Origin of the sequence: Streptomyces sp. T12, assembly GCF_028736035.1 — a bacterium.
GTDB lineage: Bacteria > Actinomycetota > Actinomycetes > Streptomycetales > Streptomycetaceae > Streptomyces.
This window is the reverse complement of record NZ_CP117866.1, coordinates 1,936,432-1,960,578: the sequence shown is the minus strand read 5'-3', so window position 1 is coordinate 1,960,578 and position 24,147 is coordinate 1,936,432. Positions and strand designations below refer to the sequence as shown.

Here is a 24,147-nt window from a genome sequence, read left to right as displayed (position 1 = left end):
CGGCTCGGGTGTCGGCCTCCTGGTTCATTTCTGTCGCCCGACAGAAATTAGGGGCGGGGTGGGTCGGGAGGATTACCGGAGTGTTGCCGGGCGGTTACCGCGCGTGCGGGACGGGACCCTCGCGGAGATCGTCGTGCGCCCCCGTGTGCGAGGATCGAACCCATGGGTACGTCAGGCGAGCCGGGCAGCCGGCGGGTCGGCAGGCCGCGGGCCGCTCAGCGGCCGGACAGCGGGCTGGAGCCGCGTGCCGAACTCCTCGCGGCCGCCGCCGAGTTGTTCACCACCCGGGGCTACGCCGCCACCACCACCCGCGCCGTCGCCGAGCGTGCGGGCATGCGCCAGGCGTCCATGTACCACTACGTCTCCGGCAAGGAGGAACTCCTCGCCGAGCTCCTGGAGTCCACGGTCACGCCCTCGCTCGTGTACGCCCGTGAGCTCCTCGCCGACGACTCGGCCCCGGCCGAGGACCGGCTGTGGGCGCTGTGCCGGGCCGATGTGGAGCTGCTGTGCGGCGGCCCGCACAACCTCGGCGGCCTGTACCTGCTGCCCGAGGTGCGCGCCGAACGCTTCGCCGGCTTCCATGCCGTGCGCGCCGAACTCAAGGACGCCTACGGCCAGTTGCTCGCCGCCACGGCCGCCGGCGGCGCACTCGCCAAGAGCGAGCTGGAGCTGCGTACGGACCTGCTCTTCGGCCTGATCGAGGGCGTCATCCTCGTCCACCGCTCGGACCCGGAGCGTCCGGTGTCGGTGTTCGCCGAGGCCACGGCGGACGCGGCCCTGCGGATCGCCGGCATCTGAGCCGGCCTCTGAGGCGACCTTTCACCCGTCACGGTGAGTATTTTTCGTACGCCTGTACGCCGTGACGCACCGTGTACGAATGTAATCCGAGCGTATAAATGAGGCCGAGCGTACTCCTGTCGCGAGCCCCATTTCAGGTGCTTGCTGAATATGACACGGCGATGATCCGGTCGGACTAAGCTCGCCCGCAGCGCACCGAGTTGAGGTGTAATCGTGCGCTTGTTCCCAATCATGCAGAAGATCCCGACATACCCATGACATTCCCCCTTGCAGGCTCCCCCTACACCCACCCGATTCATTTCAGAGGGCCCACATGGTGAGCGTTCAATCCCCGCCCAGCCGGCGTGAACTCCCGTACGCGCGCGTGCTTTTGCTGCCTGCCATAGTGATGGCCGCGGCGACCGGAGCCGCCGTCGCCGTGGTGACGGAACCGGCCCGGACGGCCGTCGGCGTATGCGGTGCCGTGGCCTTGCTGCTGGTGCTGGTATCCGCGGCCGAAGCAGCGCGCCGCGGCCGCACTCTGCGGGACGCACGGGCCGAGCACGCCCGTCACGCCGCGTATCTGGAGCGGCGCGTGGCCGCCCACGAGGCGGAGATGGTCCGCCTCGCCACGGAGATCACGCCCGCCGCGATCCACCGGCTGCGCTGTGGCGCTTCACCCTATGAGGTGATGCGCGACCTCGCCGAGATCGATCCGTCCTATGCCCAACTCTCGCCGGTACAGATCGAGTTCGTGAGGTCGATGGTCGACATCGTCGATCACGAGGAAGCCGTCCGCGACTCCGCCCAGCGCTCCTTCGTCAACATCGCCCGCCGCGTCCAGTCGATCGTCCACCAACAGGCCGTGGAACTCCGGGAGATGGAGGAGGACCACGGCCGCAACCCCGAGGTCTTCGACGACCTGCTGCGCATCGACCACGGCACCATGCTGATCGGCCGCCTCGCCGACTCCATCTCCGTGCTCGGCGGCGGCCGCCCCGGCCGCCAGTGGCCCGAACCCGTCCCGCTGTACAGCGTGCTGCGCGGTGCCATGTCCCGGATCCTGGAGTACCGCCGCATCAGCCTGGACTCCATCGTCAAGGTCAACATCGCCGGCATCTCCGTCGAGCCGATCATCCACGCCGCGGCCGAACTCCTCGACAACGCCACGCGCTACTCGCCGCCGCAGACCAAGGTGCACGTCACCGCCACCGAGGTGCAGACCGGCGTCGCGATCGAGATCGAGGACGCCGGTGTCAGCCTCAGCGAGGAGGCCCGCGCCCGGGTCGAGGGCATGCTCGAGCGCGCCAAGCAGGGCACCGACCTCCAGGACCTCGGCGAGTCCCCACGCCTGGGCCTGGCCGTCGTCGGCCGCCTCTGCACGGCCTTCAACATGCAGGTCTCGCTGCGGTCCTCCGCGTACGGCGGCGTCCGCGCCGTCCTCGTGGTGCCGCGCGAGATGATGACCACCGACCCCGCCCCCGGACTCGCCCACGGCATCGGCGCCGGGTCGGCGCCCAAGGCCGACGGCCCCGATGTGATCGAAGGTCCCAAGCGCGCCCCCAAGAAGCGGCGCCCCACCAGCCCGAAGATCCCCGCCGCGGCCTCCCTGTCGGACGACGTCCCCGTCGTCACCGAGTGGACCGCGGGCGGGCTGCCCCAGCGCCGCAGCCGGGTCAAGACCCCGCTCAGCAAGCGGCTCGCCGAGCAGGCGGCCATCGAGCAGGCCGAACGCGAGGGCCGGCCGACCATCTGGTCGACGCGCAAGCCAGAGCCCGAGCCGGTGGTGGACGAGCCCGCCCCCGGAGCGTGGGTCGAGGCGTTCTGGAACGGACTCAAGGACCAGCCGGACCCGCTCACACTCAAACCGCGAACCCAACCGGCCCGCCCCGAGGCCGATGAGGAGGGGGACCTCAAGTGATCCAGCAGCGCGCCAACTTCGACTGGATGCTCAAGGAGCTCCACGACGGCGTACCGGGCATCCAGATGATCGTGGTGCTCTCCGCCGACGGACTGCGCATCGCCCGTTACGGCGGCGACCCGGACACCGCCGACCGCGTCGCCGCGGCCTGCGCAGGCCTGCAGAGCCTGGCGAGCGCCGTCGCCCAGGAGATCCCGAAGAGCGACGGCAAGATGAAGATGGTCCTGATCGAGATCAACGGCGGGTACTTCTACCTGATGGCCGCCGGCGCCAACGCCTATCTCGCGGTGCTCTCCGACACGTTCGCCGAACCGGGCCGGATGAGCAACCGCATGACCGACCTCGTCGCCCGCATCGGCGCCCATCTCACCAGTCCGCCCCGGCGTAACGGGCAGACCGTATGACTCCTCCGCAACGCCAGCGGCGATCTCCCACCGAACAACCGCCTCCGCCGCCTGCCCAGGCCGGGAAGCAGAAGAACCCGGAACGGCTCTTCGTGGTGGCCGGTCCGGACGGCGGCGAGCGCGACGGGGACCTCGACCTGGTCACCTTAATCGTGGCGCGCGCCGACCCCCCGCCTTCCGCCACGCCGGAACAATCGGCGCTGCTCCGGCTCTGTACCGCCCCCCTGTCCGTGGCCGAGCTCTCGGCCTATCTCAACCTGCCGTACAGCATGATGACGGTCGTGCTCACCGACATGCTGACGGCCGGACTGGTGACGGCGCGCGCCCCCATCGTGCGCCAGGCCGTCACCGACCGTTCAATTCTCGAAGCGGTGATGCATGGACTTCAAAGGCTCTGAGATCATTCCCGGTCCACGGACCGAGGACCAGTTGCCGCACACGGCCGAGGCCGCGGTCAAGATCGTGATCGTGGGTGGCTTCGGCGTCGGCAAGACGACCATGGTCGGCTCGGTCAGCGAGATCAAGCCACTGACCACCGAAGAGACCATGACGCAGGCCGGTATCGGCGTCGACGACAACTTCGGCTCGGACTCCAAGACGGCCACCACCGTCGCGATGGACTTCGGCCGCATCAGCATCACGGACCAACTCGTGCTGTACCTCTTCGGCACCCCGGGCCAGCAACGCTTCTGGTTCCTGTGGAACGGGTTGTTCGAGGGGGCGCTGGGCGCGGTCGTGCTCGTCGACACCCGCCGCCTCGAGGTCAGTTTCGACGTCATAGGGCGACTGGAGGAGTGCGGCGTGCCCTTCGTGGTGGCCGTCAACACCTTCCCGGACGCGCCCCGTTACCCCATCTCCGAACTCCGTACGGCACTCGACCTGCCCGAGGAGATCCCGATCGTCGACTGCGACGCCCGCCGCCGGGCCTCCAGCCGCGATGTCCTGATGACCCTGATGCACTTCCTGCATTCGCTGGCTACGGCGAGGGCTCCGGCGTGACCCACATACCGGTCGAGCCGTACGACCGCCCCACGCTGTCCCCGAGCCGTTCGGCCTGCTCACGTCCCATGAGCCGCATACGCGTTGCCTGAGCCGCGCACGCCCCCAGGTTCTCGGCCTTGCTGAACCGCCCGAACCGGGGGACCCCCTCACCTCCTGCACACCGGAATCACTTCAGCTTCGGAGCGACCATCGTGACGCCTGAATCCCTCTTCCCGACCGGTACGGACGAGCCCACGGCCACTCCGCCCCCCGGCTGCCCCGCACACGGCATCGGCCCCGGCGGGCTACGCCGGTTGTACGGCCCCGAGGCGGAGGACCTGGGAGCCGTGTACGAGAAACTCCGCGCCGAGCACGGGCCCGTGGCTCCCGCGCTGCTGCACGATGACGTGCCGATCTGGGTCGTGCTGGGCCACACCGAGAACCTGCACATGGTGCGTACTCCCTCGCAGTACTGCAGGGACACCCGGCAGTGGACCGCCCTGCAGGACGGCACGGTCAAGCCCGACCATCCGCTCATGCCGCATTTCGCCTGGCAGCCCATCTGCAGTCACGCCGAGGGCGACGAGCATCTGCGGCTGCGCGGTGCGGTCAACGGCGCCATGTCGACCATCGACCACCGGGGCATCCGCCGCTACATCAACCGCGCGACCCAGCACCTCGTCAACAAGTTCTGCGAGGAGGGCAGGGCCGAACTGGTCAGCCAGTTCGCCGAGCACCTGCCGATGGTGGTGATGTGCGAGATCCTCGGCATGCCCGAGGAGTACAACGACCAGATCGTGCAGGCCGCTCGCGACATGCCCAAGGGCACCGAGACCGCAATCGCCAGCAACGCCTACCTCATGGACGTCCTGATGCGGCTCACCGCCCGCCGCCGGGCCGAACCCAAGGACGACTTCACCAGCCACCTGATCAACCACCCGGCGCGGCTCACCGACGACGAGGTCGGCCAGCACCTGCGCATCATCCTGGTCGCCGCATACGAGGCCACCGCCAACCTGATCGCCAACGTGCTGCGGGTGGTGCTCACCGACCCGCGGTTCCGCGCCCAGCTCAGCGGCGGCCAGATGACAGTGAACGAGGCGGTCGAGCAGTCCCTGTGGGACGAGCCGCCGTTCAGCACCGTCCTTCCCTACATCGCCAAGCAGGACACCGAGCTGGGCGGCCAGCGCATTCGCAAGAGTGACGGCCTCATCCTCGGCATCGCGCCGGGCAACGTCGACCCGCGCGTCCGGCCCGACCTCACGGCCCACATGCAGGGCAACCGCTCCCACCTCGCCTTCGGCGGCGGCCCCCACGAGTGCCCGGGCCAGGACATCGGCCGCGCCATCGCCGAGGTCGGCGTAGACGCGCTGCTCACCCGCCTGCCCGACGTCCAACTCGCCTGCGAGGAACACGAGCTGTCCTGGCGGGCGTCCATCTCGAACCAGCACCTGGTGGAACTGCCGGTGAAGTTCGCGCCCAAGCCCCAGCAGGACGTCATGGCGCGGCCCGCGCACCCGCTGGCGTCGCAGCGTCCCAGTGCCTGGCCCAGCACGCCACAGCCCCAGCCGGCGGCTTCGGAGCCCACCATTCCGTCCACCGCTCCGTCGCCGACCCCGGAACCGGCCGACCGGCCGGGCGTGTTCCGGCGCCTCCTGCGCTGGTGGCGCGGCGACTGAGCCGTACCGGCACCGGGGCTACCCGGCCCACTCGTCGTACGACGACCAGGCCCGCAGCACACGCGGGCTGACGAACCGGTGCTCCCGCCCCGTGACCGGATCGGTGAACTCCAGTACCCGCGCCAGCAGTTGGAGCGGTCGCCGGAAGTCACCGGCCGGCACGGGGCCGGTCACCACCGGATAGAGGGGATCGCCGAGGATCGGCACCCCCAAGGCGCTCATGTGCACCCTCAGCTGGTGTGTCTGCCCGGTACACGGTGTCAACCGGTACCGGGCAAGCCCGTTCCGGTGTTCCAGCAACTCGATCCGGCTGACGGCGTTCGGCTCGCCCTCGACCTCACGGGCCGCAAGGACCCCGCGCTCCTTGACGATCTTGCTGCGCACGGTGCGCGGCAGGTCCAGTGCGGGATCGTACGGGGCCACCGCCTCGTACTCCTTCGCCACCCGCTTGTCGCGAAACAGGGTCTGGTAGGCGCCGCGCTCCTCCGGTCGCACGGTGAACAGCACCAGGCCTGCCGTCAGCCGGTCCAGCCGGTGCGCCGCGCCCAGCGTCGGGATCCCCAGTTCCCGCCGCAGCCGCGCCAGGGCCGTCTCGGTCACATGGCTGCCGCGTGGCGTAGTGGCCAGGAAGTGCGGTTTGTCGGCCACCACCACGTGCGCGTCCCGGTAGACGACATCGACCGGGAACGGCACCCGCTCCTCGTCCGGCAGCTCCCGGTGGAACCACACGTACATCCCCGGCACGTACGCCATGTCCCGCGACACCGGGCGCCCGGCGGCGTCCACGATCAGTCCCGCGTCCAGCATCCCGTCGATCACCCCGGCCCCGGCCGCGAGTCGTGCCACGAGATGATCGCGCACGGTCGCCCACGCGTCCCCGGTCGGCAACCGCACACGCACCGGATCCACCCCGTCGCGCTGCGGCAGGGGAGGGGGCGGGGGCGGAGTACGGCGTCTCATCAGGACCAAGCCTACGAGGGGGCACTGACAGCGAGGGGGAGGAGGCGGGACACCACGAGATCTGCTTCCACCGCCCCGAAGCTGCCGGTCACCGCCTGGACTGTGTGAGGGGACGGTGCACAGCGTTCAGTCGCTTGCACCGTCCCACAAAGCAGAGTCTGCGCTGGTCAGCTGCCGTACGCCGTGGTGTGGCGTCGGCGACCACCTGTGCAGCGCCGTCCCAGGCAGCGGCAAGGGGACACTAGGTAGACACCGGCGTGAGGTTTGCGGGGTGAAGCTGGCCGGTCACATTCGGGCTCAAGGCGCTCGCGGTGCCTGGGGAATAACGGCCGTTGCTGCGGCTCCAGTCGTAGCTGCCGCGTATCCATGTGAGCATGGCGGTCGCATAGCGTTGGACCTTCTCGGCCTCGGTGCTCGTGAGCCCGAGCCGGGAGCAGAACAGGGGGGTCCGCCTCACCTGCTCAAAGAGCTGACTGACTGCTGCCTGGACGAGGTTCACGGCCAGCCTGATGGCTTCCTGCCGGGAGCAGTTGCGTTGTCGCATGAGGCAGTGCACCAAGTTGGGATCGCCTCGTGCGTCGTCGTTCTCCAGGGACATCACCTCGTTGATGAGTTTGACGGCATCGACAGCTGCTCGTCGCATCGAGTCCAGATGACTGCTGTGCCAAATGATCTGTCGGATCTCGAAGTGTCCCACTCTTTCGGCCAGGTCGAGCGAGGGAGTCAGCCCCAGGGTGCGGTGCCCTATCCTCATCCGGGTGGCGAAATCCTGGGGGACCCAAGTGCGACGGTCGATTTCCTCGGTGAGGTTTCCCGCCAGGTAGTCCACCCAGTTGTGAGCGGCCCGTATCTGCCATTCCTCGGACATGCCCGTCTTGGCTCGACGCCAGATGTCCGCGAAGGCGCTCACCAGAGGTGTGTCGTGGTCGACCCTCCGCGGCGAGGGGTGGGTGATGAGTGCGATGAGTTGCTGGCACACGTCGACGGCTTCATCGGCTCTGCGTCCCTCGGGGACATCAAACAGGTCGTCGAACAGGAAGAACCAGCCCATGGTGTCAAAGGCCAGGTCGAGGTCGTCGCCTGTGGCGTCCGGGTAGCTGTAGGCAGCCAAGTCCGCCACTGCCGAGAATACGTAGCGACGGGCGGCGCTATGTCCCAACACCAGTTTCTGCTGGCGCATCCATTCCAGATTGCGTTCCCTGGCGGCTGCCAAACCGGTGTTGAGTCGGGACGGAATGGGTAAATTGATGGTGACGTTCTGGGGCATGACTCTCTCCCAGTTTCTGCCTCAGCATGCTTGTTGGCCCAGGAGGTCGGGTGGTCGTCGATGCCTGGCGCCTTCGGGTGTCACTGCCTCAGGACCTTTGTCCGGAGGCCACATCTAATGGATCGGTGACCTAGGCGACTCTCCAACCGAGATGAGCGGAAATCGCTGTCTTGTCTCGGGACGGCAGTCCAAATGCTGCGTCCCCACCTCGACCGGCCCGTGGAGGGCGGAAACCCCGAAACCCTCCGGCGCCATCAGGGCAGCGTCCGCAACGGTCATGAGTCACGCGCACCAACTGAGGTGTGTGCCCGACCAGGGGAACGGCCCGAGGTAACTGGGCGCGAGCAGAGCCTTTCATGATGCCCTCCGGTTCGCGGAGCCGACCAAGTTCATGAACTACGCGCTGTGCTCCATACGCTGTGACTGCGGCGTGGCTGACTCGTGCACGGCTTGGGCCTGTTGACCGAACTGGTCGGCCGGGGCCTCGTCAACCGGGTGCCGGACGGTGTCGCCGGCCGTGGCCTTCGAGGCTACCGCCGGACGGCACAGATAATCGGTGGTCACCACCGCCACGACCGCGGCGTCGGCGACGCGGTCGTGGATCACCTCCACCTTCCAGTGCCCCTATGGGTTTCGTCAACTGTTCAATCGTGGCGGGGCTGGTGGAAGGCGCCGTCGCGGAGCATCGCGAAGAGCGCGTCGGGCAGAAGCCGACCCCATGTTCTCGGCGAATCGGCGGATGACCCGGTCGGCGGTGACAACAAAGAGTCCTTCTCCGGCTGATTCGTCCCGCCATGCGAATGTATCGACCACATGGGTATGTTTCTCGGAGCCGCACTCCCAAGACGCCACAGGACGCTGCTCACCGTGGCCACCCGGTACCGCCCCAGCTCGGCTGGCTCGTTGTAGCGATCCCGAGGCGCACTGCCGAGCATCGCGGGCATCCGGACACCACCCCCATGGGCCCGGGGGCGACACCTGTCGTGCCGTCAACTCTCCCTGACAGCCCTACTTCGCACCATGCGATGGTTTCCGGCCGCCGGAAAGGGCGTGCACCCGGGCGCATGGGCGGACCCCGTCGTCGCCGCATGCGCGGTCTCATATCCCACGGCCGGTGCGCCGCTGATCCGGGCCGTTCGCGGCAGCTGGGAAAGCGGTTCGTTGCCGGGGCAGGGCATCCGACCCCCGAGCGTCCATGACGTGCCGCACTCCGGGCAACGAAGAGAGCCCGGCGGCGTTACGGAGTCTGTTCCCGGAGTGTCTCAGCAGGTTCCGCAGCAGAGCGCACCCGTTGCGCACGCGTCATCCGGTACAGCACACCACTGCCCACCGTGACCAGCAAGAACAGAACAGTGAACCACTGGAAGTACCAGTGCCCACCCGCCGGGTCGTACACCGCGGCCCGCGGCCAGGCGAGGTTGACGGTCATGGCGAGGCCGTAGAGCAGGGCAAGGGCGTTGAGCGGGACGCCCCAGAGGCCGAGGGAGAACAGGCGGGCGCCCGTCTCGTCGGTGCCGTCGGTCGTGAAGCGGCCGCGCAGGCGGGCCACCAGCAGGGGGCCGGTGACCATCGCGTACGCCAGGTACAGCATGACGATGCAGGTCGTGCCGATGGCCAGGAACGCCTCCGGCGAGGCGAAGTTGAGCAGCAGCAGGGCCGCCGCGAGGACGCCGACGACTACGGCGGGGGCGTTGGGCATGCCGGTGCGCGGGTCGACCTTCGCTAGGCGGCGGGAGAACGGGAGTTGGCCGTCGCGGGCCATCGAGAACAGCATCCGGCAGGCGGCCGTCTGGATGGCGAGGGTCGCCACCGTGATCGCCACCACCACGTCGGCCAGCAGCGCCCTGCCCACACCGTCGCCCAGGCTGCTCGTCAGGACGTAGCTCAGGCCGTCGACCGCCAGGCGGCCGTCCGTGAGGCTGGGCGCGGCGAGCAGCCCGCCGAGCACGAGCAGGCCGCCGAGCAGGCCCGCGGCGCCCAGTGCGGTGAGGATCGTGCGGGGCGCGGTGCGGCGCGGATGGTGCGTCTCCTCGCTCATCTCGCCCGCGCTGTCGAAGCCGATCATCACGTACGCCGCCGTGAACGACCCCACCAGCAGCGCGCCCAACAGGCCGGACTCGGCGGCGCCTTCGGTATGGAAGGTGATGCCGGGGGAGCGCTCGGAGTGGGTCAGCAGCAGCGTGATGATCAGCACCGCGCCGATGATCTCGGCGGTCACCCCGACCCGGTTGACCAGCGACAGCACGCGGTTGTCCAGGAGGTTCACGAGTGTGGTGAGGGCCAGCAGGATCACGCCGAGCAGCGCCGCGTTGGCCGCGCCGTCCGCCGAGGTGGGGGCGGGGTCGGTGCCGATCAGCTGGAAGCCGGACCAGAGCGCAGGCAGCACCATCTGCAGCGCCAGCGCCGCCGCCGCGACCACCACGATCTGCCCGATCACCATGATCCAGCCGGCGAACCAGCCGAAGGTGACGTTCGAGAGCCGGGACGACCACTGGTAGATCGCGCCCGAGATCGGATAGCGCGCGGCCAGCTCCGCGAAGCACGCCGCCACCAGCAGCTGTCCGACGAGCACCGCGGGCCAGGCCCAGAAGAAGACCGGGCCGCCGAACGCGTACCCGAACGCGAAGAACTGGAAGACCGTCGTCAGGACGGAGATGAAGGAGAAACCCGCCGCGAACGAGGCGTACCGGCCGAGGCTGCGGTGCAGTTCCTGGCGGTATCCGAAGGCGGCGAGGGAGCGCTCGTCAGGGTCGTGCGGTGGGTCGGGGCGAGGTGTGGCGGGGGCGGTGCTCGTCATGGCGGCAACCTGCTTTCGCACAGCGGCGCGAGAGTTCCTGTCGGGCGACAGAAATTAGGGAGGGGCTGTTTCGAACGCATGACGTGCTCATGTCCGAGTCGATCCTAAGTCCTCACGGATGGGCGTAGCAGGCCTCTCGCGGATGCCGGCGCGAAGATCAAGGCGGCTCGGTCGGCCTGCCCTCCGCCTTCATGGCGCCCTCGCGCCGACCCCGGGGACCTGGCGGCGGCACGGCGAAGGGGCGGCTCCCGTGAAGGTGCCGCCCCTTTGGGTCCACGCAGGGCTACGCCGCCGGCGCCGCCCCCTCCTGTTCCGCCTCGATCCGTGCGTTCCAGTCCCGCTTGGAGGCCTGCCAGCCGTCCTCGTCGTGGCCGAGCCGCCAGTAACCGGAGATCGACAGGTCCTCGCGGGACACGCCGCGGTCAACCCGCAGCAGATGGCGCAGCTCCTTCACGAAGTGCGCCTCGCCGTGCACGAACGCATGCACCCGGCCCTCGGGGAACTCCAGCGCGCGCACGGCCTCGACCAGCGCCTCGCCGACGGGGCGGGAGCCGCGGTGCAGCCAGACGACCTCCACATCGGAGTCGATCTTCTGCTCCTCCTGGGGGCCGGCGATCTCCACGAAGGCGTACGCCGTGGCGCCGTCGGGCAGCGACTCCAGGGAGCGGGCGATCGCGGGCAGCGCGCTCTCGTCACCGACGAGCAGATGCCAGTCGGCGTCCGGGGCGGGGGCGTAGGCGCCGCCGGGGCCCATGAAGCGCACGGTCTCGCCCGGCTGGGCGCGCATCGCCCACGGGCCGGCCAGGCCCTCGTCGCCGTGAAGCACGAAGTCGAGGGTCAGTTCGCGGTGCTCGGGATCCCAGGCCCGCACGGTGTACGTCCGCGTCACCGGCCACTGCTCGCGCGGCAGCTCCTCGCGGATGCGCTCCAGGTCGAAGGGCTCGGGGTAGCTCACGCCCTCGGGGGAGAACAGCATTTTCACGTAGTGGTCCGTGCAGGTGTCCGCCGCGAAGTCGGCGAGCCCCTCGCCGCCCAGCACCACGCGCTGCATGTGCGGGGTCAGCCGTTCGGTACGGACGACCTGCGCGGAGTGGGGCTTCCGCGGCTTGCGGGCAGGGCGTAGTGCCATCACTGACCTCCCTCGTTCCAAGCTTAGGTTTACCTAAGTTAGCACCTCCGTCCGGTGAATGGAGCTGTGACTCGCGACGGCTCGTTCACGAAAGGGCGCATATCGCGCACACAAGGAACGAATTCCCCGCGCCAGGAACCCCATGCACTGCCTCGGGACCCCCTTCACGCCCCCGGCGTGGGCACGCCCCCGGGCGCCCTCGCACCCCCGGCCGCCCTCACGCCCCCAGCGTCACAAGCAGCCGCTGCAGCGACCCGCCGAGCCCCCACCGCATCGCCAGCTCGTCCAGCCCCGCCGGATCCCGGGGCGCACGCGGCAGCGCCGTGTCGACGTCCGGCAGCTGGACGTCGTCCGCGACCCGCACCACGGTCGGCGCGACGGCGACGTACGGCCGCGACTCGTCCAGCCGCTTGCGCTGCGAAGGCGTCAGCTTCGCCTTCGGGTCGTCGACCGCCGCCATGATCCCGGCCAGGTCGCCGAACTCGGCCAGCAGCTTCGCGGCCGTCTTCTCACCGATGCCGGGCACGCCCGGCAGGCCGTCGCTCGGGTCGCCGCGCAGCAGCGCCAGATCCGCGTACCCCCGGCCGTCGACGCCGTACTTCTCGCGCAGCCACGCCTCGTCGGTGAGCTGGAGGGTGCCCACGCCCTTGAGCGGGTACAGCACCCGCACCCCGCGCGCGTCGTCCACCAGCTGGTACAGGTCGCGGTCGCCGGTGACGATGTCGACCGGGCCCTTCGCCCGCCCGGTGAACGTGCCGATCACGTCGTCCGCCTCGTACCCCTCGACCCCCACGCGCGCGATGCCGAGCGCGTCGAGGACGGCCTCGATGACCGGCACCTGCGGCGACAGGGTGTCGGGCACCTCCTCCTCGTCCGGCCCGACCTCGTGCTCCTCGGCGACGCGGTGTGCCTTGTAGGAGGGGATCAGGTCGACCCGCCACTGGGGCCGCCAGTCGGCGTCCATGCAGGCCACCAGCGCGTCCGGGCGGTGGTCCTTGACCAGGCGGTCGATGAAGTCGAGGAGTCCGCGCACGGCGTTCACCGGCGTGCCGTCGGGGGCCTTCACGGAGTCCGGGACGCCGAAGTAGGCGCGGAAGTAGAGCGAGGCGGTGTCGAGGAGCATCAGTCGTCCGGTCACGCCACGCATCATGCCGTACGCCACTGACACCGGCCCGCTGATGCGCGGACGGCGACGGTGCGGGGAGCGCGGCCCTTCGGTGTGCAGCCGGCCGCCCTTCGATGCGCAACGCGTTGCGGTGTGCGCCTGCACTGTGGGCTGGACCACTTGTGCGTTTGCGATCAGGGAACGAGGGCAGGCGCCCCGCCCGGAGCGACGCGCTTGCGCATTCAACTGTTGCGCCCGTCGCTCTCTTCTCATTTGCCGTCGAGACAAGAGGTACCCGTGTCATCCAGGCTTGAGGCCGAACATCTCTACAAGGTGTTCGGCAGACGACCGGACGAGGCTGTCGAGCGGCTCCGCCAGGGAGCCGACCGGGAGGAGCTGCGCGCCGACGGCACCACCGCCGCCGTGATCGACGCCTCCTTCACCGTGGAACCGGGCCAGATCTTCGTCGTCATGGGCCTGTCCGGGTCCGGCAAGTCCACCTTGCTGCGCATGCTGAACGGGCTTCTGGAGCCGACCGCGGGTCACGTCCGCTTCGACGGCCAGGACCTGACCGCGCTCGGCGACCGTGAGCTGCGTAAGGTCCGCGCGCAGAAGATCAGCATGGTGTTCCAGCACTTCGCGCTGTTCCCGCACCGCAGCGTCCTGGAGAACGCCGCCTACGGCCTCGGGGTCCAGGGCGTGCCCCGCGTCGAGCGCGAGAAGCGCGCCGCCGAGGCCCTGGAACTGTGCGGTCTGGCCGGCTGGGAGAAGTCCTGGCCCGACGAGCTGTCCGGCGGCATGCAGCAGCGCGTGGGTCTCGCCCGCGCCCTCGCCACCGACGCCGACCTGCTCCTCATGGACGAGTCCTTCAGCGCGCTCGACCCGCTGATCCGCCGTGACATGCAGGACCAGCTGCTCCAGCTCCAGCAGACCCTGAAGAAGACGATCGTCTTCATCACCCACGACCTCAACGAGGCCATGCGCCTCGGCGACCGCATCGCGGTCATGCGCGACGGCCGCATCGTCCAGACCGGCAGCGCCGAGGACATCCTGGTCCGCCCGGCCAACGACTACGTCGCCTCCTTCATCCAGGACGTCGACCGCTCCCGGGTCCTGACCGCGGCGGCCGTCATGGACGAGGACGTCCACGGCGACGAGGTCAACTGCGGCTGCGAGACCGCGACGCCGGACACACCGTTCACCGAACTCTGCGCGATCAGCGCCCGCCTGACGCACCCCGTGGCAGTCCTCGACGCGAAGGGGACCCTCGTCGGTCGCGTCCCCAGACAGCGCCTCGTCGGCCTCCTCGGCGACCAGCAGGGCGAGCCCGAGCCCTGCGACAACCCGCGCGGCACCCGCGACGGGAAGGTGATCGCCAATGCCTAGGATCCACTTCGGGGACTGGATCGAAAACCTGGTGGACTGGCTGCAGTCCCACCTGACCTGGGTTTTCGACATCATCAAGGCCGCCCTCGGCGGCATGTACGACGCTGTCGACGCCGTCCTCGGCGGCGGCGAGCCGCTGCTGATGGCCGGCATCCTCGCCGTGGTCGCGTGCTGGCTGCGCGGTCTGCTGCCCGGTGCCATGGCCTTCGTCGGCCTCGCCCTGATCGACTCGCTCGGGCTGTGGGACGACGCGATGGACACGCTCTCGCTCGTCCTCGTCGCCGCGGTCATCACCATCGTCTTCGCGGTGCCGCTGGGCATCTGGGCCGCCCGCAGCAACCGGATCAGCGCCCAGCTGCGGCCGGTGCTCGACGTCATGCAGACGATGCCGGCCTTCATCTACCTCATCCCCGGCGTCATGTTCTTCGGCGTCGGCACCACCCCCGGCCTCCTCGCGACGATCATCTTCGCCATGCCACCGGGCGTGCGGATGACGGAGCTCGGCATCCGGCAGGTGGACGGCGAGCTGATCGAGGCGGCCGAGGCGTTCGGCACCAGTCAGCGCACCACACTGGCACGCGTCCAGCTGCCGCTCGCGCTGCCGACGATCATGGCCGGCGTCAACCAGGTGATCATGCTGGCACTGTCGATGGTGGTCATCGGCGGCATGGCCGGTGCCGGCGGCCTCGGTGAGCAGGTCTACTCCGCCATCACCCAGCTCAAGGTCGGCCTGGCCGCCGAGAGCGGTGTGGCCGTGGTCGTCCTCGCGATGTACCTGGACCGGATGACCGGCGCGCTGGGCCAGCGGGTGTCCCCGCTCGGGCGCCGCGCCGCGGCCAAGGCGGCGGGCGCCGCCGCGAGCCGCTTCAGGCTCGCGCGCTACAAGCCGGGCGGCGCCGTGGCGGTCATCGGCGTCGTGGTCCTCGCCCTCGTCGCCGGCGGCATGAACCTGACCGGCTCCGACGGCAGCGCGCAGACCGCCGCCGGGAACAGCACGAACGTGGGCCAGGGCAAGAAGATCAACATCGGCTACATCCCCTGGGACGAGGGCACCGCCACCACGTACCTGTGGAAGGAGCTCCTGGAGCAGCGCGGCTACGCGACCGACGTCAAGCAGCTCGACCCCGGTCCGCTCTACTCGGGCGTGGCCCGAGGCGACATCGACTTCCAGACCGACGCCTGGCTGCCGACCACGCACAAGGCGTACTGGGACAAGTACAGCTCCCAGCTCGACGATCTCGGCGCCTGGTACGGGCCGACGTCGCTGGAGCTGACGGTGCCGTCGTATGTGAAGGGCATCGACTCGCTCGCTGATCTGAAGGGTCGGGGGAAGGAGTTCGGCGGGAAGATCATCGGCATCGAGGCGAGTGCCGGGATGATGGGGACGCTGAACAAGTCGGTGCTGAAGGCGTACGGCCTGGAGGGCGAGTACAAGGTCGTGTCGTCGAGTACGTCGTCGATGCTGGCGGAGCTGGACCGGTCGATCAAGAAGCGTGAGCCCGTGGTCGTGACGCTGTGGTCGCCGCACTGGGCGTACGGCAAGTACGACCTGAAGAAGCTCAAGGACCCCGAGGGCGCCTGGGGCAAGGGCGAGCAGATCCACACCGTCGCGCACAAGGGCTTCGACCAGAAGGACCCGACCGTCGCGAAGTGGCTGAAGGACTTCAAGCTCACCGAGACGCAACTGACCAGCCTGGAGAACGACATCCGCGCGGCGGGCGAGGGCCAGGAGCAGGACGGCGTGCGCGCCTGGCTGAAGAAGAACCCCGGCCTGGTCGACAAGCTCGCCCCGGTCGCCGGCGGCGCGAAGGCGCAGGGCCGGGACGCGGGCAAGACCGTGGACATCGGCTACTTCCCGTGGGACGAGGCCATCGCCGCCACCTATCTGTGGCAGAACATCCTCGAGGACCGCGGCTACAAGCCGAAGGTCGAACAGCTCGACCCCGGCCCGCTGTACACCTCGCTCGCGCAGGGGCAGATGGATGTGCAGCTGGACGGCTGGCTGCCGACCACGCACAAGGAGTATGTGGACCGCTTCAAGGGCCAGTTGGACGACCTGGGCGCCTGGTACGGGCCGACGTCGCTGGAGCTGACGGTGCCGTCGTATGTGAAGGGCATCGACTCGCTCGCTGATCTGAAGGGTCGGGGGAAGGAGTTCGGCGGGAAGATCATCGGCATCGAGGCGAGTGCCGGGATGATGGGGACGCTGAACAAGTCGGTGCTGAAGGCGTACGGCCTGGAGGGCGAGTACAAGGTCGTGTCGTCGAGTACGTCGTCGATGCTGGCGGAGCTGGACCGGTCGATCAAGAAGCGTGAGCCCGTGGTCGTGACGCTGTGGTCGCCGCACTGGGCGTACGGCAAGTACGACCTGAAGAAGCTCAAGGACCCCGAGGGCGCCTGGGGCAAGGGCGAGCAGATCCACACCGTGGCCAAGAAGGACTTCGGCCGGGAATTCCCCGAACTGAACGGCTGGCTGAAGAACTTCAAGCTGACCGAGGGGCAACTCGCCTCACTGGAGGTGGAGATCCAGAAGGGCGGCGCCGGAAACGAGAAGGAATCGGCACGCCGGTGGATGGACGCCAATCCGGGGATCGAGGACAAGCTGGCGCCTGTGACGGGATAGCCCCGCAGGCCCTGATGTAGAAAAATGCGCCGGGTGCGGGATTCACGCGTACGTGAATCCCGCACCCGGCGCTGTTTGCGTCACCGCCGGCATCGTCCGGACCGAGACCCGTCCGCGCCTACGAGAGGGATCCGGCCAACCACACAGCGCTACGCCACCCCCCCCGAGCCCTTCAGTCCCGGCCAGGCACGCCACCCGCGACCACGAGGGAACACAGGAGGCCGCCGCAGCATTGAAATGAACACGGGGTACTCGTGCTGATCGGGAGTCAGCGGTGCCGCGCGGGCGGCCGACGCGTCCGGCAGCCGATCCCGCTGGCGCGAACCGATGGGTCGTACTCCCCCTGCTGTGCCGTCGATGTGACGGGCGCATGAAACGGTTTGCCGAACATGCGTAGGGTGCAGAGAACTCAACAGAAGGTGTGCCCCGGGAAGCGGGCGCGAGGACATCGGACCGACGAGCGAAGGAGGGAGCCGAAGCGATGGGCGACCACAAAGAACAGTCCCTTCGAGTGGGCGCGGCCGTGCGGCGGCGGCGCCGCGCGCTGGACCTCACCCTTGCCGTCGTCGCCGAGCGCAGCGGCCTTTCGGTGCCCTTCCTGAGCCAGGTCGAGAACGACCGGGCGCGCCCGAGCAGAAGCTCCCTGGAAAAGGTCGCCGACGCGCTGCGTACGACCGCCGTCGAACTCCTCGCCGCGGCCGACCCGGCGTGCAGTGTGGACGTGGTGCGGGCCGACGGCACGGAGCTGGCGCCGGAACCCCGGGTGCGGTCCCTGGTGCGCGGTCACCATCAGATGCATGCCTCGGAGTTCACCGGCGACCATGACGCGGGCCGTGAATTCCAGTACCGCAACGACCAGTTGATGTACGTCGCCGACGGCGCCGTGGAGATCGAGGCGGAGGGGCGCGCGTACCGCCTCGGCCGCGGCGACACCCTGTACCTGACCGGCGGAGTGCGCCACCGCTGGCGGGCGACCGTGCCGGACACGCGCGTGGTCGTCGTCGCGGTGGCGGAGCACATCGAGGCGGTCCGGGACCGGCCGGGGCGCTGATGCGCGTCGTCTCCCTGGTGCCGTCCCTGACGGAGGCCGTGGCCGTCTCGGCCCCCGGCACCCTCGTCGGCGCCACGGACTGGTGCAGCCATCCGGCCGACCTGGACGTCACCCGCGTCGGCGGCACCAAGAATCCCAAGGTCGACCGGATCGTCGCCCTCGCCCCCGACCTGGTGATCGCCAACGAGGAGGAGAACCGCGAGCCCGACCTCGCCGCCCTCCGCGCGGCCGGCATCGAGGTCCTGGTGACCGAGGTGCGGGAGGTCCCGCAGGCCTTCCGGGAACTGGCGCGCGTGCTGGACGCCTGCGGAGTGACGGCCCGCCCGCGCTGGCTGGACGAGGCGGAGCGGACCTGGTCGTCGCTGCCGCTCCCCGAACGCCGGACGACGGCCGTGGTCCCGATCTGGCGGCGCCCCTGGATGGTGCTGGGCCGCGACACCTTCGCGGGCGACGTACTGACCCGCCTCGGCGTGGACCACCTCTACGCGACCCACGAGGACCGCTACCCCCGCATCCCCCTGGACGATCTGCGAGCAGCGGCCCCGGACGTCGTCGTCCTCCCCGACGAGCCGTACCGCTTCACGGCCGACGACGGCCCGGAGGCGTTCTCCGGCCTGCCCTGCGCACTCGTCAGCGGACGGCACCTGACGTGGTACGGCCCGTCACTGGCCGAGGCACCGCAGGTGCTGTCCGAGGCCCTGCGAGCAGCGCACCGCTGAGCAGACCGCGGGCGGTGCAAACGGCGGCGACGGCCCACGCGCCGACGAGCACGACATACAGCCCGATGGAGAGGAGGCCGTAGATCCCGAGCCCGGTGTGCCGGGCGAGTGCCCCGGCGCCGGTGACACAGGTGCCGACGGGGAAGGTGAACGCCCACCACGTCATCGCGAACGCCATCCCGTGCCGCCGAGCCCGCAGCACGTGGGCGGTGGCGAGCCCGATCCACAGGAGCGCGAAGCCCATGACGGGCACGCCGTAGAGCACCGCGAGAACGCCGAAGCCCTGGCTGTACGGCGCCGGGACCACGCCGGGTGCGACGTCGGCGAACATGCCGACGGCGGTGGTCGACTGCCCGAGCGGACCCAGCACCAGGAACAGGGTCGGGGTGAGGGCGAGGGGCAGGGGCCCGCCCGCGACCAGCCGGGCGAAGACCAGCGGCAGCATCAGCAACGTGGCGAGCAGACTCAGCCCGAACATCGCGAAGCAGGCGAGCAGCAGGGTCTCCTGGGCCTGCCCGGGCGGCAGATGCGGCACCAGGAGCGGCCCGAGCGCGGCGGACACCATGGGCGCGACGAGCGGCAGCAGCCACACGGGCGTGGCCTGTGACGGTTCTGCGCGGTGACGTACGGCCATGAGGTACGGGACGGCGATCGCGGCCGCCAGCCCGACGACCGTACCGGCGGTGAACAGCACGGCGTCGAGCGCGACCGCCGCGCCGGTCCCGATCCAGTCCCGGCCGACGGTCAGGGCACCGCTGCCGACGGCCGACAGGGCCATGGCCAGGCAGCCGTAGAAGGGCGCCGTGGCCGGGTCGAGGAGGTGGGCGCGGGCCTGGTCACGGTGGTGGGTCCAGTGCAGGGCACGGGCGCCGAGCAGGGCGACGAGCAGGGCGAGGGAGAGGGCCCAGACGGCCGTGCAGGCGGTACGCAGGCCGGGGAGGTGCAGCGGCAGTCCGGCTCCGGCGGTGGCGACGGCGGCGGTGCCCATGACGGACGCGTACCAGTTGGGTCCGAGATGACGGACGGCGGTGACCATGAGCTCAGGGTCACCGCGTGAATTGCGCACCACCAGGGAGTTTGCCTCTATGGCGACATAAACTGGGCTTATGACTCAAGCGGCGGAGGGGCAGTTTCGCGCGGGAACCCTGGCACATCGCGTCCCGGATCTCGGCGCGCTGGAGCTGTTGCTGGCGGTGGCGCGGCTCGGCAGTCTGGGCGGGGCGGCGCGCGAGTTGGGGATCACCCAGCCGGCGGCGAGCAGCCGGATCCGCTCGATGGAACGGCAGTTGGGCGTGGCCCTGGTCGACAGGTCGCCGAGGGGCTCCCGGCTCACGGACGCCGGGGCGCTGGTGACGGACTGGGCGCGGCGCATCGTGGAGGCCGCGGATGCCTTCGACGTGGGCGCGCAGGCGTTGCGGGACCGGCGTGACTCGCGGCTGCGGGTGGCGGCGAGCATGACGATCGCGGAGTACCTGCTGCCGGGGTGGCTCCTCGCGCTGCGCGCCCAGCGCCCGGACACGGCGGTGTCGCTGCTCGCCGGGAACTCGGCGGCGGTGGCGGAGCGGCTGCTGGCGGACGAGGCGGACCTGGGGTTCGTGGAGGGGCTGACCGCTCCGACGGGGCTGGACTCCGTGGTCATCGCCCACGACAACCTGATCGTGGTGACAGCGCCGGGCCACGCCTGGTCCCGGCGCCGACGGCCGCTGGAGGCCTCGGAGCTCGCGGTGACTCCGCTGATCCTCCGTGAGGAGGGCTCGGGTACGCGACAGGTCCTGGACGCGGCGCTGGGCGGGCTGGCCCGTCCGCTGATCGAGCTGTCCTCGACGACCGCGGTCAAGGCGGCCGCGGTGAGCGGGGCGGGGCCGGCGGTGCTGAGCGAGCTCGCCGTGGGGGAGGAACTGGCGATGCGGCGTCTGGTGAGCGTGCCGGTGGCGGATGTGTCCTTGGCGCGGGACCTGCGGGCGGTGTGGCCGACGGGCCACCGCCCGGTGGGCCCGGCGCGGGACCTGCTGTCGCTGACGCGGGGGTAGTTCCTCGCCCCCGCCGCCCCTACCCGTCCCATCCTGAAGGGGCGGAGCCCCTTCGACCCCGCCAGGGGCTCTGCCCCCTGGACCCCCGCTCCTCAAACGCCGGAGGGGCTGATTTCAGCCCGTCCGGCGTTTGAGGACGAGGCCCGTTCAGGGCCGAAGCGGGGGTCTGGGGGCGGCAGCCCCCAGGGACGGGACGGGTAGGGGCGGCGGGGGCGAGAAACTCCCGTCAGCCACCAGCCGCCCGCACCAACCCCCGCATCACCCGCAGATCCTCCCCCATCTCCGGATGCCACTGCACCCCCAACACCCAACCCCCGGACGGCAGTTCCACCGCCTCCACCGTCCCGTCCCCCGCATACGCCGACGCGACAAGCCCCTCGCCCAGGCGCTCCACGGCCTGGTGGTGATACGTCGGCACCGACGCCTCCTCGGGCACGACACCGGCGTACAAACTCCCCGGCACCGGCTTCACGGTGTGGCTGCCGAACACGCCCACGACCTCCGCGTGCCCGTCGATGTGCTGGACGAGCGTGCCGCCGAGGGCGACGTTCAGCAGTTGCATGCCCCGGCAGATACCCAGCAGAGGGATGCCCGCGGCCAGCGCCGCGTCGATCAGGGCCAGCTCCCAGGCGTCCCGCGCCCGCGCCGGCGGCCCGGTGCGGGGGTGCGGCTCGGCGCCGTACCGTACGGGCTCCACGTCGGGGCCGCCCGCGATGACCAGCCCGTCCAGCCGGGCCACGGCCGCGGCCGCGTGCGCCGGGTCGTCCGGCGGGAGCATCGCGGCCAGGCCGCCGGCCCGCTGCACCAGCCGCGGGTAACCGGCCGGCAGCAGCGCCGCCTCCAGCTCCCACACGCCCCAGCGCGCACCGGACTCCAGATAGGTGCTGACACCGATCAACGGCCTGGCCACCACAACTCCCTCACAGTCGACGGTTCAGTCCCGTGCCAACTCTGCCTCGGCCGCCGCCAGCGCCGCGAACTCCTCCTCCGGCGCCTTCGCCACCAGCCGCTTACGGCTGTACAGGCCGAAGTACCCGATCGCGACCACGTACACCGCCAGCGCGATCAACGCCGCCGTGACGTCCACCAGGAACGTCGCCACCAGCGCCGCGCACGCCAGCACCAGGGCGATCGACGACGTCAGCACGCCGCCCGGCGTGCGGTACGGCCGCGGAAGTTCCGGCTCGCGGCGGCGCAGCACGATGTGCGACAGGGACATCAGCGCGTAGGAGATGGTCGCGCCGAAGACCGCGATGTTCAGCATCCGGGCGCCGTCGCCCGACACCGCCGCCAGCAGGAAGCCGATCGTGCCGGGCACCAGCAGGCCCAGGTACGGCGCCTTGCGGCGGCTGGTGAGGGAGAGGAAGCGGGGCAGGTAGCCCGCGCGGGACAGGGCGAACAGCTGGCGCGAGCCCGCGTAGATCAAGGAGAAGAACGATGCCACCAGGCCCGCCAGACCCGCGTAGTTCACGATCCGGCTCAGCGTCGTGGCCTTGCCGTCCGGCTGCAGCGCCTCGACCAGCGGGTTGCCCGCCTCCTGGATCGCCGCCGAGCCACGCGCGCCGGCGGCCGCGAAGAAGGTCACCACGGCCAGCACCACCAGGATGGCCATCGACCAGCGGATCGCCTTCGGCAGCGTGCGGGCCGGCTCCTTGGTCTCCTCGGCGGCCAGCGGCACGCCCTCGACGCCCAGGAAGAACCACATCCCGAAGGGGAACGCCGCCCAGATGCCGAGCAGGCCGAACGGCAGCCACGAGCTCGACCCCGTGGCCGAGGAGTCGACCGGGATGTCGTCCAGCGACGCGAAGGAGAAGTCGGGCAGTGCCGCCAGCGCGAACACGAGCAGGGCGACCACCGCGATCCCGGTCACGACGAAGCTGAAGCGCAGAGCCTCGCCCACGCCCCACAGGTGGATGCCCAGGAAGATCGCGAAACAGACCAGGTACATCGGCCAGCCGGACTCCAGGCCGAACAGGCCCAGCGACTCGACGTAGTCGCCGATGAAGATGACGATGGCGGCGGGTGCGAGGACGTACTCGATGAGGATCGCCGTACCCGTCAGGAAGCCGCCCCACGGGCCCAGCGCCCGGCGTGCGAAGCCGTAGCCGCCGCCCGCCGTCGGCAGGATCGAGGACAGCTCGGCGAGGGCGAAGACCATGCACGCGTACATCGCGCCCATGAGCACCATGGCGATCGCCAGGCCCCCGAAGCCGCCTTCGGCGAGGCCGAAGTTCCAGCCCGAGTAGTCGCCGGAGACGACGTAGGCGACGCCGAGACCGGTCAGCAGCACCCAGCCGGCGCTGCCGCGGCGCAGCGTTCTGCGCTCCAGATAGTCGTCCGCCTCGGGGGCGGGTGTGCTTGTGGATTCCAGGGACATGGGCCAACTCCCCACGGGCGGCGGACACCGGGCATTTCCGGGCACGGTGGGGTCGACCGAGCTCCGGCTCAATGGAATAGATCCATACCTTTGCGATCCATACCTTTGCGGTGTCGGCCACGGGAAGGCAATACCCCTGCGTTAATCGCCCGTAAATCCTTGGCTCACCGGAACGTGCCGCGGCTCAGCCGAGGAAGCCGCGCAGCAGCGCCGCCGTGCCCCCGCAGTGCTCGCGCATGATCTCCCGCGCGCACTCGGCGTTGCCCTCGATCACGGCCTCCACCAGGGCGGCGTGCTGCCGCTGCGAGTGCTCCAGGTTGCGTACCAGGAGCGGGATGCAGTCGAGCAGGTCGTTGACGCTCGCGCGGACGGCCGCGTACTGGGCGGTGAGCGTGGGGGAGCCGGACAGCTCGGCGAGCGTCAGGTGCAGCAGGGTGTCCAGGCGGCGGTACTCGGCGAGCGGGGCGTCGTGCGTGCGCGCCAGGGCCTCGCGCAGCCGGTCCGCCTGCTCCTCCTCCAGCCCGTGCGCCGCGCACAGCCCGGCCGCACCCACCTCCAGCACCTCGCGGAAGCGCAGCGTGTCCTCGACGTCCACGTCCTTCAGGCGGCGGCGCAGCTCCTCCTCGCCGGGAGTCTCGGGGCGCGGCAGCACGAACGTGCCGCCGTAGCGCCCGCGCCGCGACTCCACCAGGCCCTGGTCCTGGAGCACCTTCAGCACTTCGCGCAGCGTCACCCGGCTGATCCCGAGCCGGTCGGCCAGCTCGCGCTCCGCGGGCAGCCGTTCACCGCCCGGCACCAGGCCGAGCCGGACGACCTGGAGGATCTGCTCCAGGGCCTCCTCGAAGCCGTTGCCGGCCCGCACCGGACGCAGCACCGACGTCAGCCGGTCGTCGGCCCCGGGCGCCCCGTGCTCCGTGCCCGCCTGCGACATATGGCCGGAC

The 24,147-nt window shown here is 70.2% G+C and carries 21 protein-coding genes; 11 read left to right on the top strand and 10 right to left on the bottom strand.

Features of this window, described 5'->3' with window-relative positions; translation table 11 throughout:
- The first annotated feature begins 162 nt into the window (after positions 1 to 162).
- The 6 genes from PBV52_RS08660 to PBV52_RS08635 all read left to right on the top strand — a co-directional run bounded on the left by PBV52_RS08660 (position 163) and on the right by PBV52_RS08635 (position 5,762).
- Positions 163 to 798 carry a TetR/AcrR family transcriptional regulator gene (locus tag PBV52_RS08660; protein ID WP_274237700.1) on the top strand — a complete coding sequence of 212 codons (636 nt, stop codon included), beginning with the start codon at positions 163 to 165 and terminating at the stop codon, positions 796 to 798.
- Between the two features lie 313 nt (positions 799 to 1,111).
- Positions 1,112 to 2,698 (top strand): sensor histidine kinase KdpD, encoded by a 1,587-nt coding sequence (locus PBV52_RS08655; protein WP_274237699.1) that lies wholly within the window; start codon positions 1,112 to 1,114, stop codon positions 2,696 to 2,698.
- Positions 2,695 to 3,102 carry a roadblock/LC7 domain-containing protein gene (locus tag PBV52_RS08650; RefSeq protein ID WP_274237698.1) on the top strand — a complete coding sequence of 136 codons (408 nt, stop codon included), beginning with the start codon at positions 2,695 to 2,697 and terminating at the stop codon, positions 3,100 to 3,102. The genes PBV52_RS08655 and PBV52_RS08650 overlap by 4 nt, the downstream gene beginning before the upstream one ends.
- A complete protein-coding gene (locus tag PBV52_RS08645; protein ID WP_274237697.1) occupies positions 3,099 to 3,500 on the top strand; it encodes a DUF742 domain-containing protein in 402 nt (133 codons plus the stop codon). The genes PBV52_RS08650 and PBV52_RS08645 overlap by 4 nt, the downstream gene beginning before the upstream one ends.
- A complete protein-coding gene (locus PBV52_RS08640) occupies positions 3,481 to 4,101 on the top strand; it encodes an ATP/GTP-binding protein (protein ID WP_274237696.1) in 621 nt (206 codons plus the stop codon). Before PBV52_RS08645 ends, PBV52_RS08640 begins: the two co-directional genes overlap by 20 nt.
- Before the next feature lie 194 nt (positions 4,102 to 4,295).
- Positions 4,296 to 5,762 carry a cytochrome P450 gene (locus PBV52_RS08635; RefSeq protein WP_274237695.1) on the top strand — a complete coding sequence of 489 codons (1,467 nt, stop codon included), beginning with the start codon at positions 4,296 to 4,298 and terminating at the stop codon, positions 5,760 to 5,762.
- 18 nt (positions 5,763 to 5,780) lie between these two features.
- Here PBV52_RS08635 and PBV52_RS08630 read toward each other — a convergent pair whose 3' ends face one another.
- The 6 genes from PBV52_RS08630 to PBV52_RS08605 all read right to left on the bottom strand — a co-directional run bounded on the left by PBV52_RS08630 (position 5,781) and on the right by PBV52_RS08605 (position 13,062).
- Positions 5,781 to 6,722 (bottom strand): RluA family pseudouridine synthase, encoded by a 942-nt coding sequence (locus PBV52_RS08630; protein WP_274237694.1) that lies wholly within the window; start codon positions 6,720 to 6,722, stop codon positions 5,781 to 5,783.
- Between the two features lie 241 nt (positions 6,723 to 6,963).
- Entirely contained in the window at positions 6,964 to 7,989 is a 1,026-nt protein-coding gene (locus tag PBV52_RS08625; RefSeq protein WP_274237693.1) for a pentalenene synthase, read from the bottom strand.
- Between the two features lie 396 nt (positions 7,990 to 8,385).
- Positions 8,386 to 8,595 (bottom strand): DUF6192 family protein, encoded by a 210-nt coding sequence (locus PBV52_RS08620; RefSeq protein WP_274237692.1) that lies wholly within the window; start codon positions 8,593 to 8,595, stop codon positions 8,386 to 8,388.
- 631 nt (positions 8,596 to 9,226) lie between these two features.
- Positions 9,227 to 10,786 carry an amino acid permease gene (locus PBV52_RS08615; RefSeq protein WP_274237691.1) on the bottom strand — a complete coding sequence of 520 codons (1,560 nt, stop codon included), beginning with the start codon at positions 10,784 to 10,786 and terminating at the stop codon, positions 9,227 to 9,229.
- 283 nt (positions 10,787 to 11,069) lie between these two features.
- A complete protein-coding gene (locus PBV52_RS08610) occupies positions 11,070 to 11,915 on the bottom strand; it encodes a siderophore-interacting protein (protein ID WP_274237690.1) in 846 nt (281 codons plus the stop codon).
- Between the two features lie 217 nt (positions 11,916 to 12,132).
- Positions 12,133 to 13,062: a 5'-3' exonuclease gene (locus PBV52_RS08605; protein WP_274249337.1), complete on the bottom strand. Its 930-nt coding sequence runs from the start codon at positions 13,060 to 13,062 to the stop codon at positions 12,133 to 12,135.
- Between the two features lie 255 nt (positions 13,063 to 13,317).
- On the opposite strand from PBV52_RS08605, the gene PBV52_RS08600 reads away from it, so the two are divergent.
- The 4 genes from PBV52_RS08600 (at position 13,318) to PBV52_RS08585 (ending at position 18,799) form a co-directional block, all read left to right on the top strand.
- Positions 13,318 to 14,406 (top strand): glycine betaine/L-proline ABC transporter ATP-binding protein, encoded by a 1,089-nt coding sequence (locus PBV52_RS08600; protein ID WP_274237689.1) that lies wholly within the window; start codon positions 13,318 to 13,320, stop codon positions 14,404 to 14,406.
- Positions 14,399 to 17,029 carry an ABC transporter permease/substrate binding protein gene (locus PBV52_RS08595; RefSeq protein WP_274237688.1) on the top strand — a complete coding sequence of 877 codons (2,631 nt, stop codon included), beginning with the start codon at positions 14,399 to 14,401 and terminating at the stop codon, positions 17,027 to 17,029. Before PBV52_RS08600 ends, PBV52_RS08595 begins: the two co-directional genes overlap by 8 nt.
- Positions 17,030 to 17,510: 481 nt before the next feature.
- Positions 17,511 to 18,080, top strand: a complete 570-nt coding sequence (locus tag PBV52_RS08590) for a helix-turn-helix domain-containing protein (protein WP_062709954.1) — start codon at positions 17,511 to 17,513, stop codon at positions 18,078 to 18,080.
- Entirely contained in the window at positions 18,080 to 18,799 is a 720-nt protein-coding gene (locus PBV52_RS08585) for a helical backbone metal receptor (protein ID WP_274237687.1), read from the top strand. The genes PBV52_RS08590 and PBV52_RS08585 overlap by 1 nt, the downstream gene beginning before the upstream one ends.
- Here the strand turns inward: PBV52_RS08585 and PBV52_RS08580 are convergent.
- Positions 18,711 to 19,835, bottom strand: coding sequence for a TDT family transporter (locus PBV52_RS08580; RefSeq protein ID WP_274237686.1), 1,125 nt, complete (start codon positions 19,833 to 19,835; stop codon positions 18,711 to 18,713). The two genes, PBV52_RS08585 and PBV52_RS08580, sit on opposite strands and share 89 nt — an antisense overlap.
- 70 nt (positions 19,836 to 19,905) lie before the next feature.
- Here PBV52_RS08580 and PBV52_RS08575 point away from each other — a divergent pair, with 70 nt between their 5' ends.
- Positions 19,906 to 20,829 (top strand): LysR family transcriptional regulator, encoded by a 924-nt coding sequence (locus PBV52_RS08575; protein ID WP_274237685.1) that lies wholly within the window; start codon positions 19,906 to 19,908, stop codon positions 20,827 to 20,829.
- Between the two features lie 226 nt (positions 20,830 to 21,055).
- Here the strand turns inward: PBV52_RS08575 and PBV52_RS08570 are convergent, their stop codons facing one another.
- The 3 genes from PBV52_RS08570 to PBV52_RS08560 all read right to left on the bottom strand — a co-directional run bounded on the left by PBV52_RS08570 (position 21,056) and on the right by PBV52_RS08560 (position 24,137).
- Positions 21,056 to 21,742 carry a gamma-glutamyl-gamma-aminobutyrate hydrolase family protein gene (locus PBV52_RS08570; protein ID WP_274237684.1) on the bottom strand — a complete coding sequence of 229 codons (687 nt, stop codon included), beginning with the start codon at positions 21,740 to 21,742 and terminating at the stop codon, positions 21,056 to 21,058.
- Between the two features lie 21 nt (positions 21,743 to 21,763).
- Complete coding sequence (eat, locus tag PBV52_RS08565) at positions 21,764 to 23,206, bottom strand: ethanolamine permease (RefSeq protein ID WP_274237683.1); 1,443 nt, start codon at positions 23,204 to 23,206, stop codon at positions 21,764 to 21,766.
- A 184-nt stretch (positions 23,207 to 23,390) separates the two neighbouring features.
- The gene (locus tag PBV52_RS08560; protein ID WP_274237682.1) at positions 23,391 to 24,137 is read right to left on the bottom strand and encodes a FadR/GntR family transcriptional regulator; all 747 of its coding nucleotides are present in this window, start codon (positions 24,135 to 24,137) and stop codon (positions 23,391 to 23,393) included.
- Positions 24,138 to 24,147: the final 10 nt, after the last annotated feature.

Bases quoted from the DNA above. Each gene is read 5' to 3' on its own strand.
- PBV52_RS08560 (WP_274237682.1), bottom strand. From the start codon at position 24,137: ATGTCGCAGGCGGGCACGGAGCACGGGGCGCCCGGGGCCGACGACCGG.
- PBV52_RS08605 (WP_274249337.1), bottom strand. From the start codon at position 13,062: ATGCGTGGCGTGACCGGACGACTGATGCTCCTCGACACCGCCTCGCTC.
- PBV52_RS08575 (WP_274237685.1), top strand. From the start codon at position 19,906: ATGACTCAAGCGGCGGAGGGGCAGTTTCGCGCGGGAACCCTGGCACAT.
- PBV52_RS08660 (WP_274237700.1), top strand. From the start codon at position 163: ATGGGTACGTCAGGCGAGCCGGGCAGCCGGCGGGTCGGCAGGCCGCGG.
- PBV52_RS08630 (WP_274237694.1), bottom strand. From the start codon at position 6,722: ATGAGACGCCGTACTCCGCCCCCGCCCCCTCCCCTGCCGCAGCGCGAC.
- PBV52_RS08580 (WP_274237686.1), bottom strand. From the start codon at position 19,835: ATGGTCACCGCCGTCCGTCATCTCGGACCCAACTGGTACGCGTCCGTC.
- eat (WP_274237683.1), bottom strand. From the start codon at position 23,206: ATGTCCCTGGAATCCACAAGCACACCCGCCCCCGAGGCGGACGACTAT.
- PBV52_RS08595 (WP_274237688.1), top strand. From the start codon at position 14,399: ATGCCTAGGATCCACTTCGGGGACTGGATCGAAAACCTGGTGGACTGG.
- PBV52_RS08610 (WP_274237690.1), bottom strand. From the start codon at position 11,915: ATGGCACTACGCCCTGCCCGCAAGCCGCGGAAGCCCCACTCCGCGCAG.
- PBV52_RS08590 (WP_062709954.1), top strand. From the start codon at position 17,511: ATGGGCGACCACAAAGAACAGTCCCTTCGAGTGGGCGCGGCCGTGCGG.
- PBV52_RS08645 (WP_274237697.1), top strand. From the start codon at position 3,099: ATGACTCCTCCGCAACGCCAGCGGCGATCTCCCACCGAACAACCGCCT.
- PBV52_RS08625 (WP_274237693.1), bottom strand. From the start codon at position 7,989: ATGCCCCAGAACGTCACCATCAATTTACCCATTCCGTCCCGACTCAAC.
- PBV52_RS08585 (WP_274237687.1), top strand. From the start codon at position 18,080: ATGCGCGTCGTCTCCCTGGTGCCGTCCCTGACGGAGGCCGTGGCCGTC.
- PBV52_RS08655 (WP_274237699.1), top strand. From the start codon at position 1,112: ATGGTGAGCGTTCAATCCCCGCCCAGCCGGCGTGAACTCCCGTACGCG.
- PBV52_RS08640 (WP_274237696.1), top strand. From the start codon at position 3,481: ATGGACTTCAAAGGCTCTGAGATCATTCCCGGTCCACGGACCGAGGAC.
- PBV52_RS08615 (WP_274237691.1), bottom strand. From the start codon at position 10,786: ATGACGAGCACCGCCCCCGCCACACCTCGCCCCGACCCACCGCACGAC.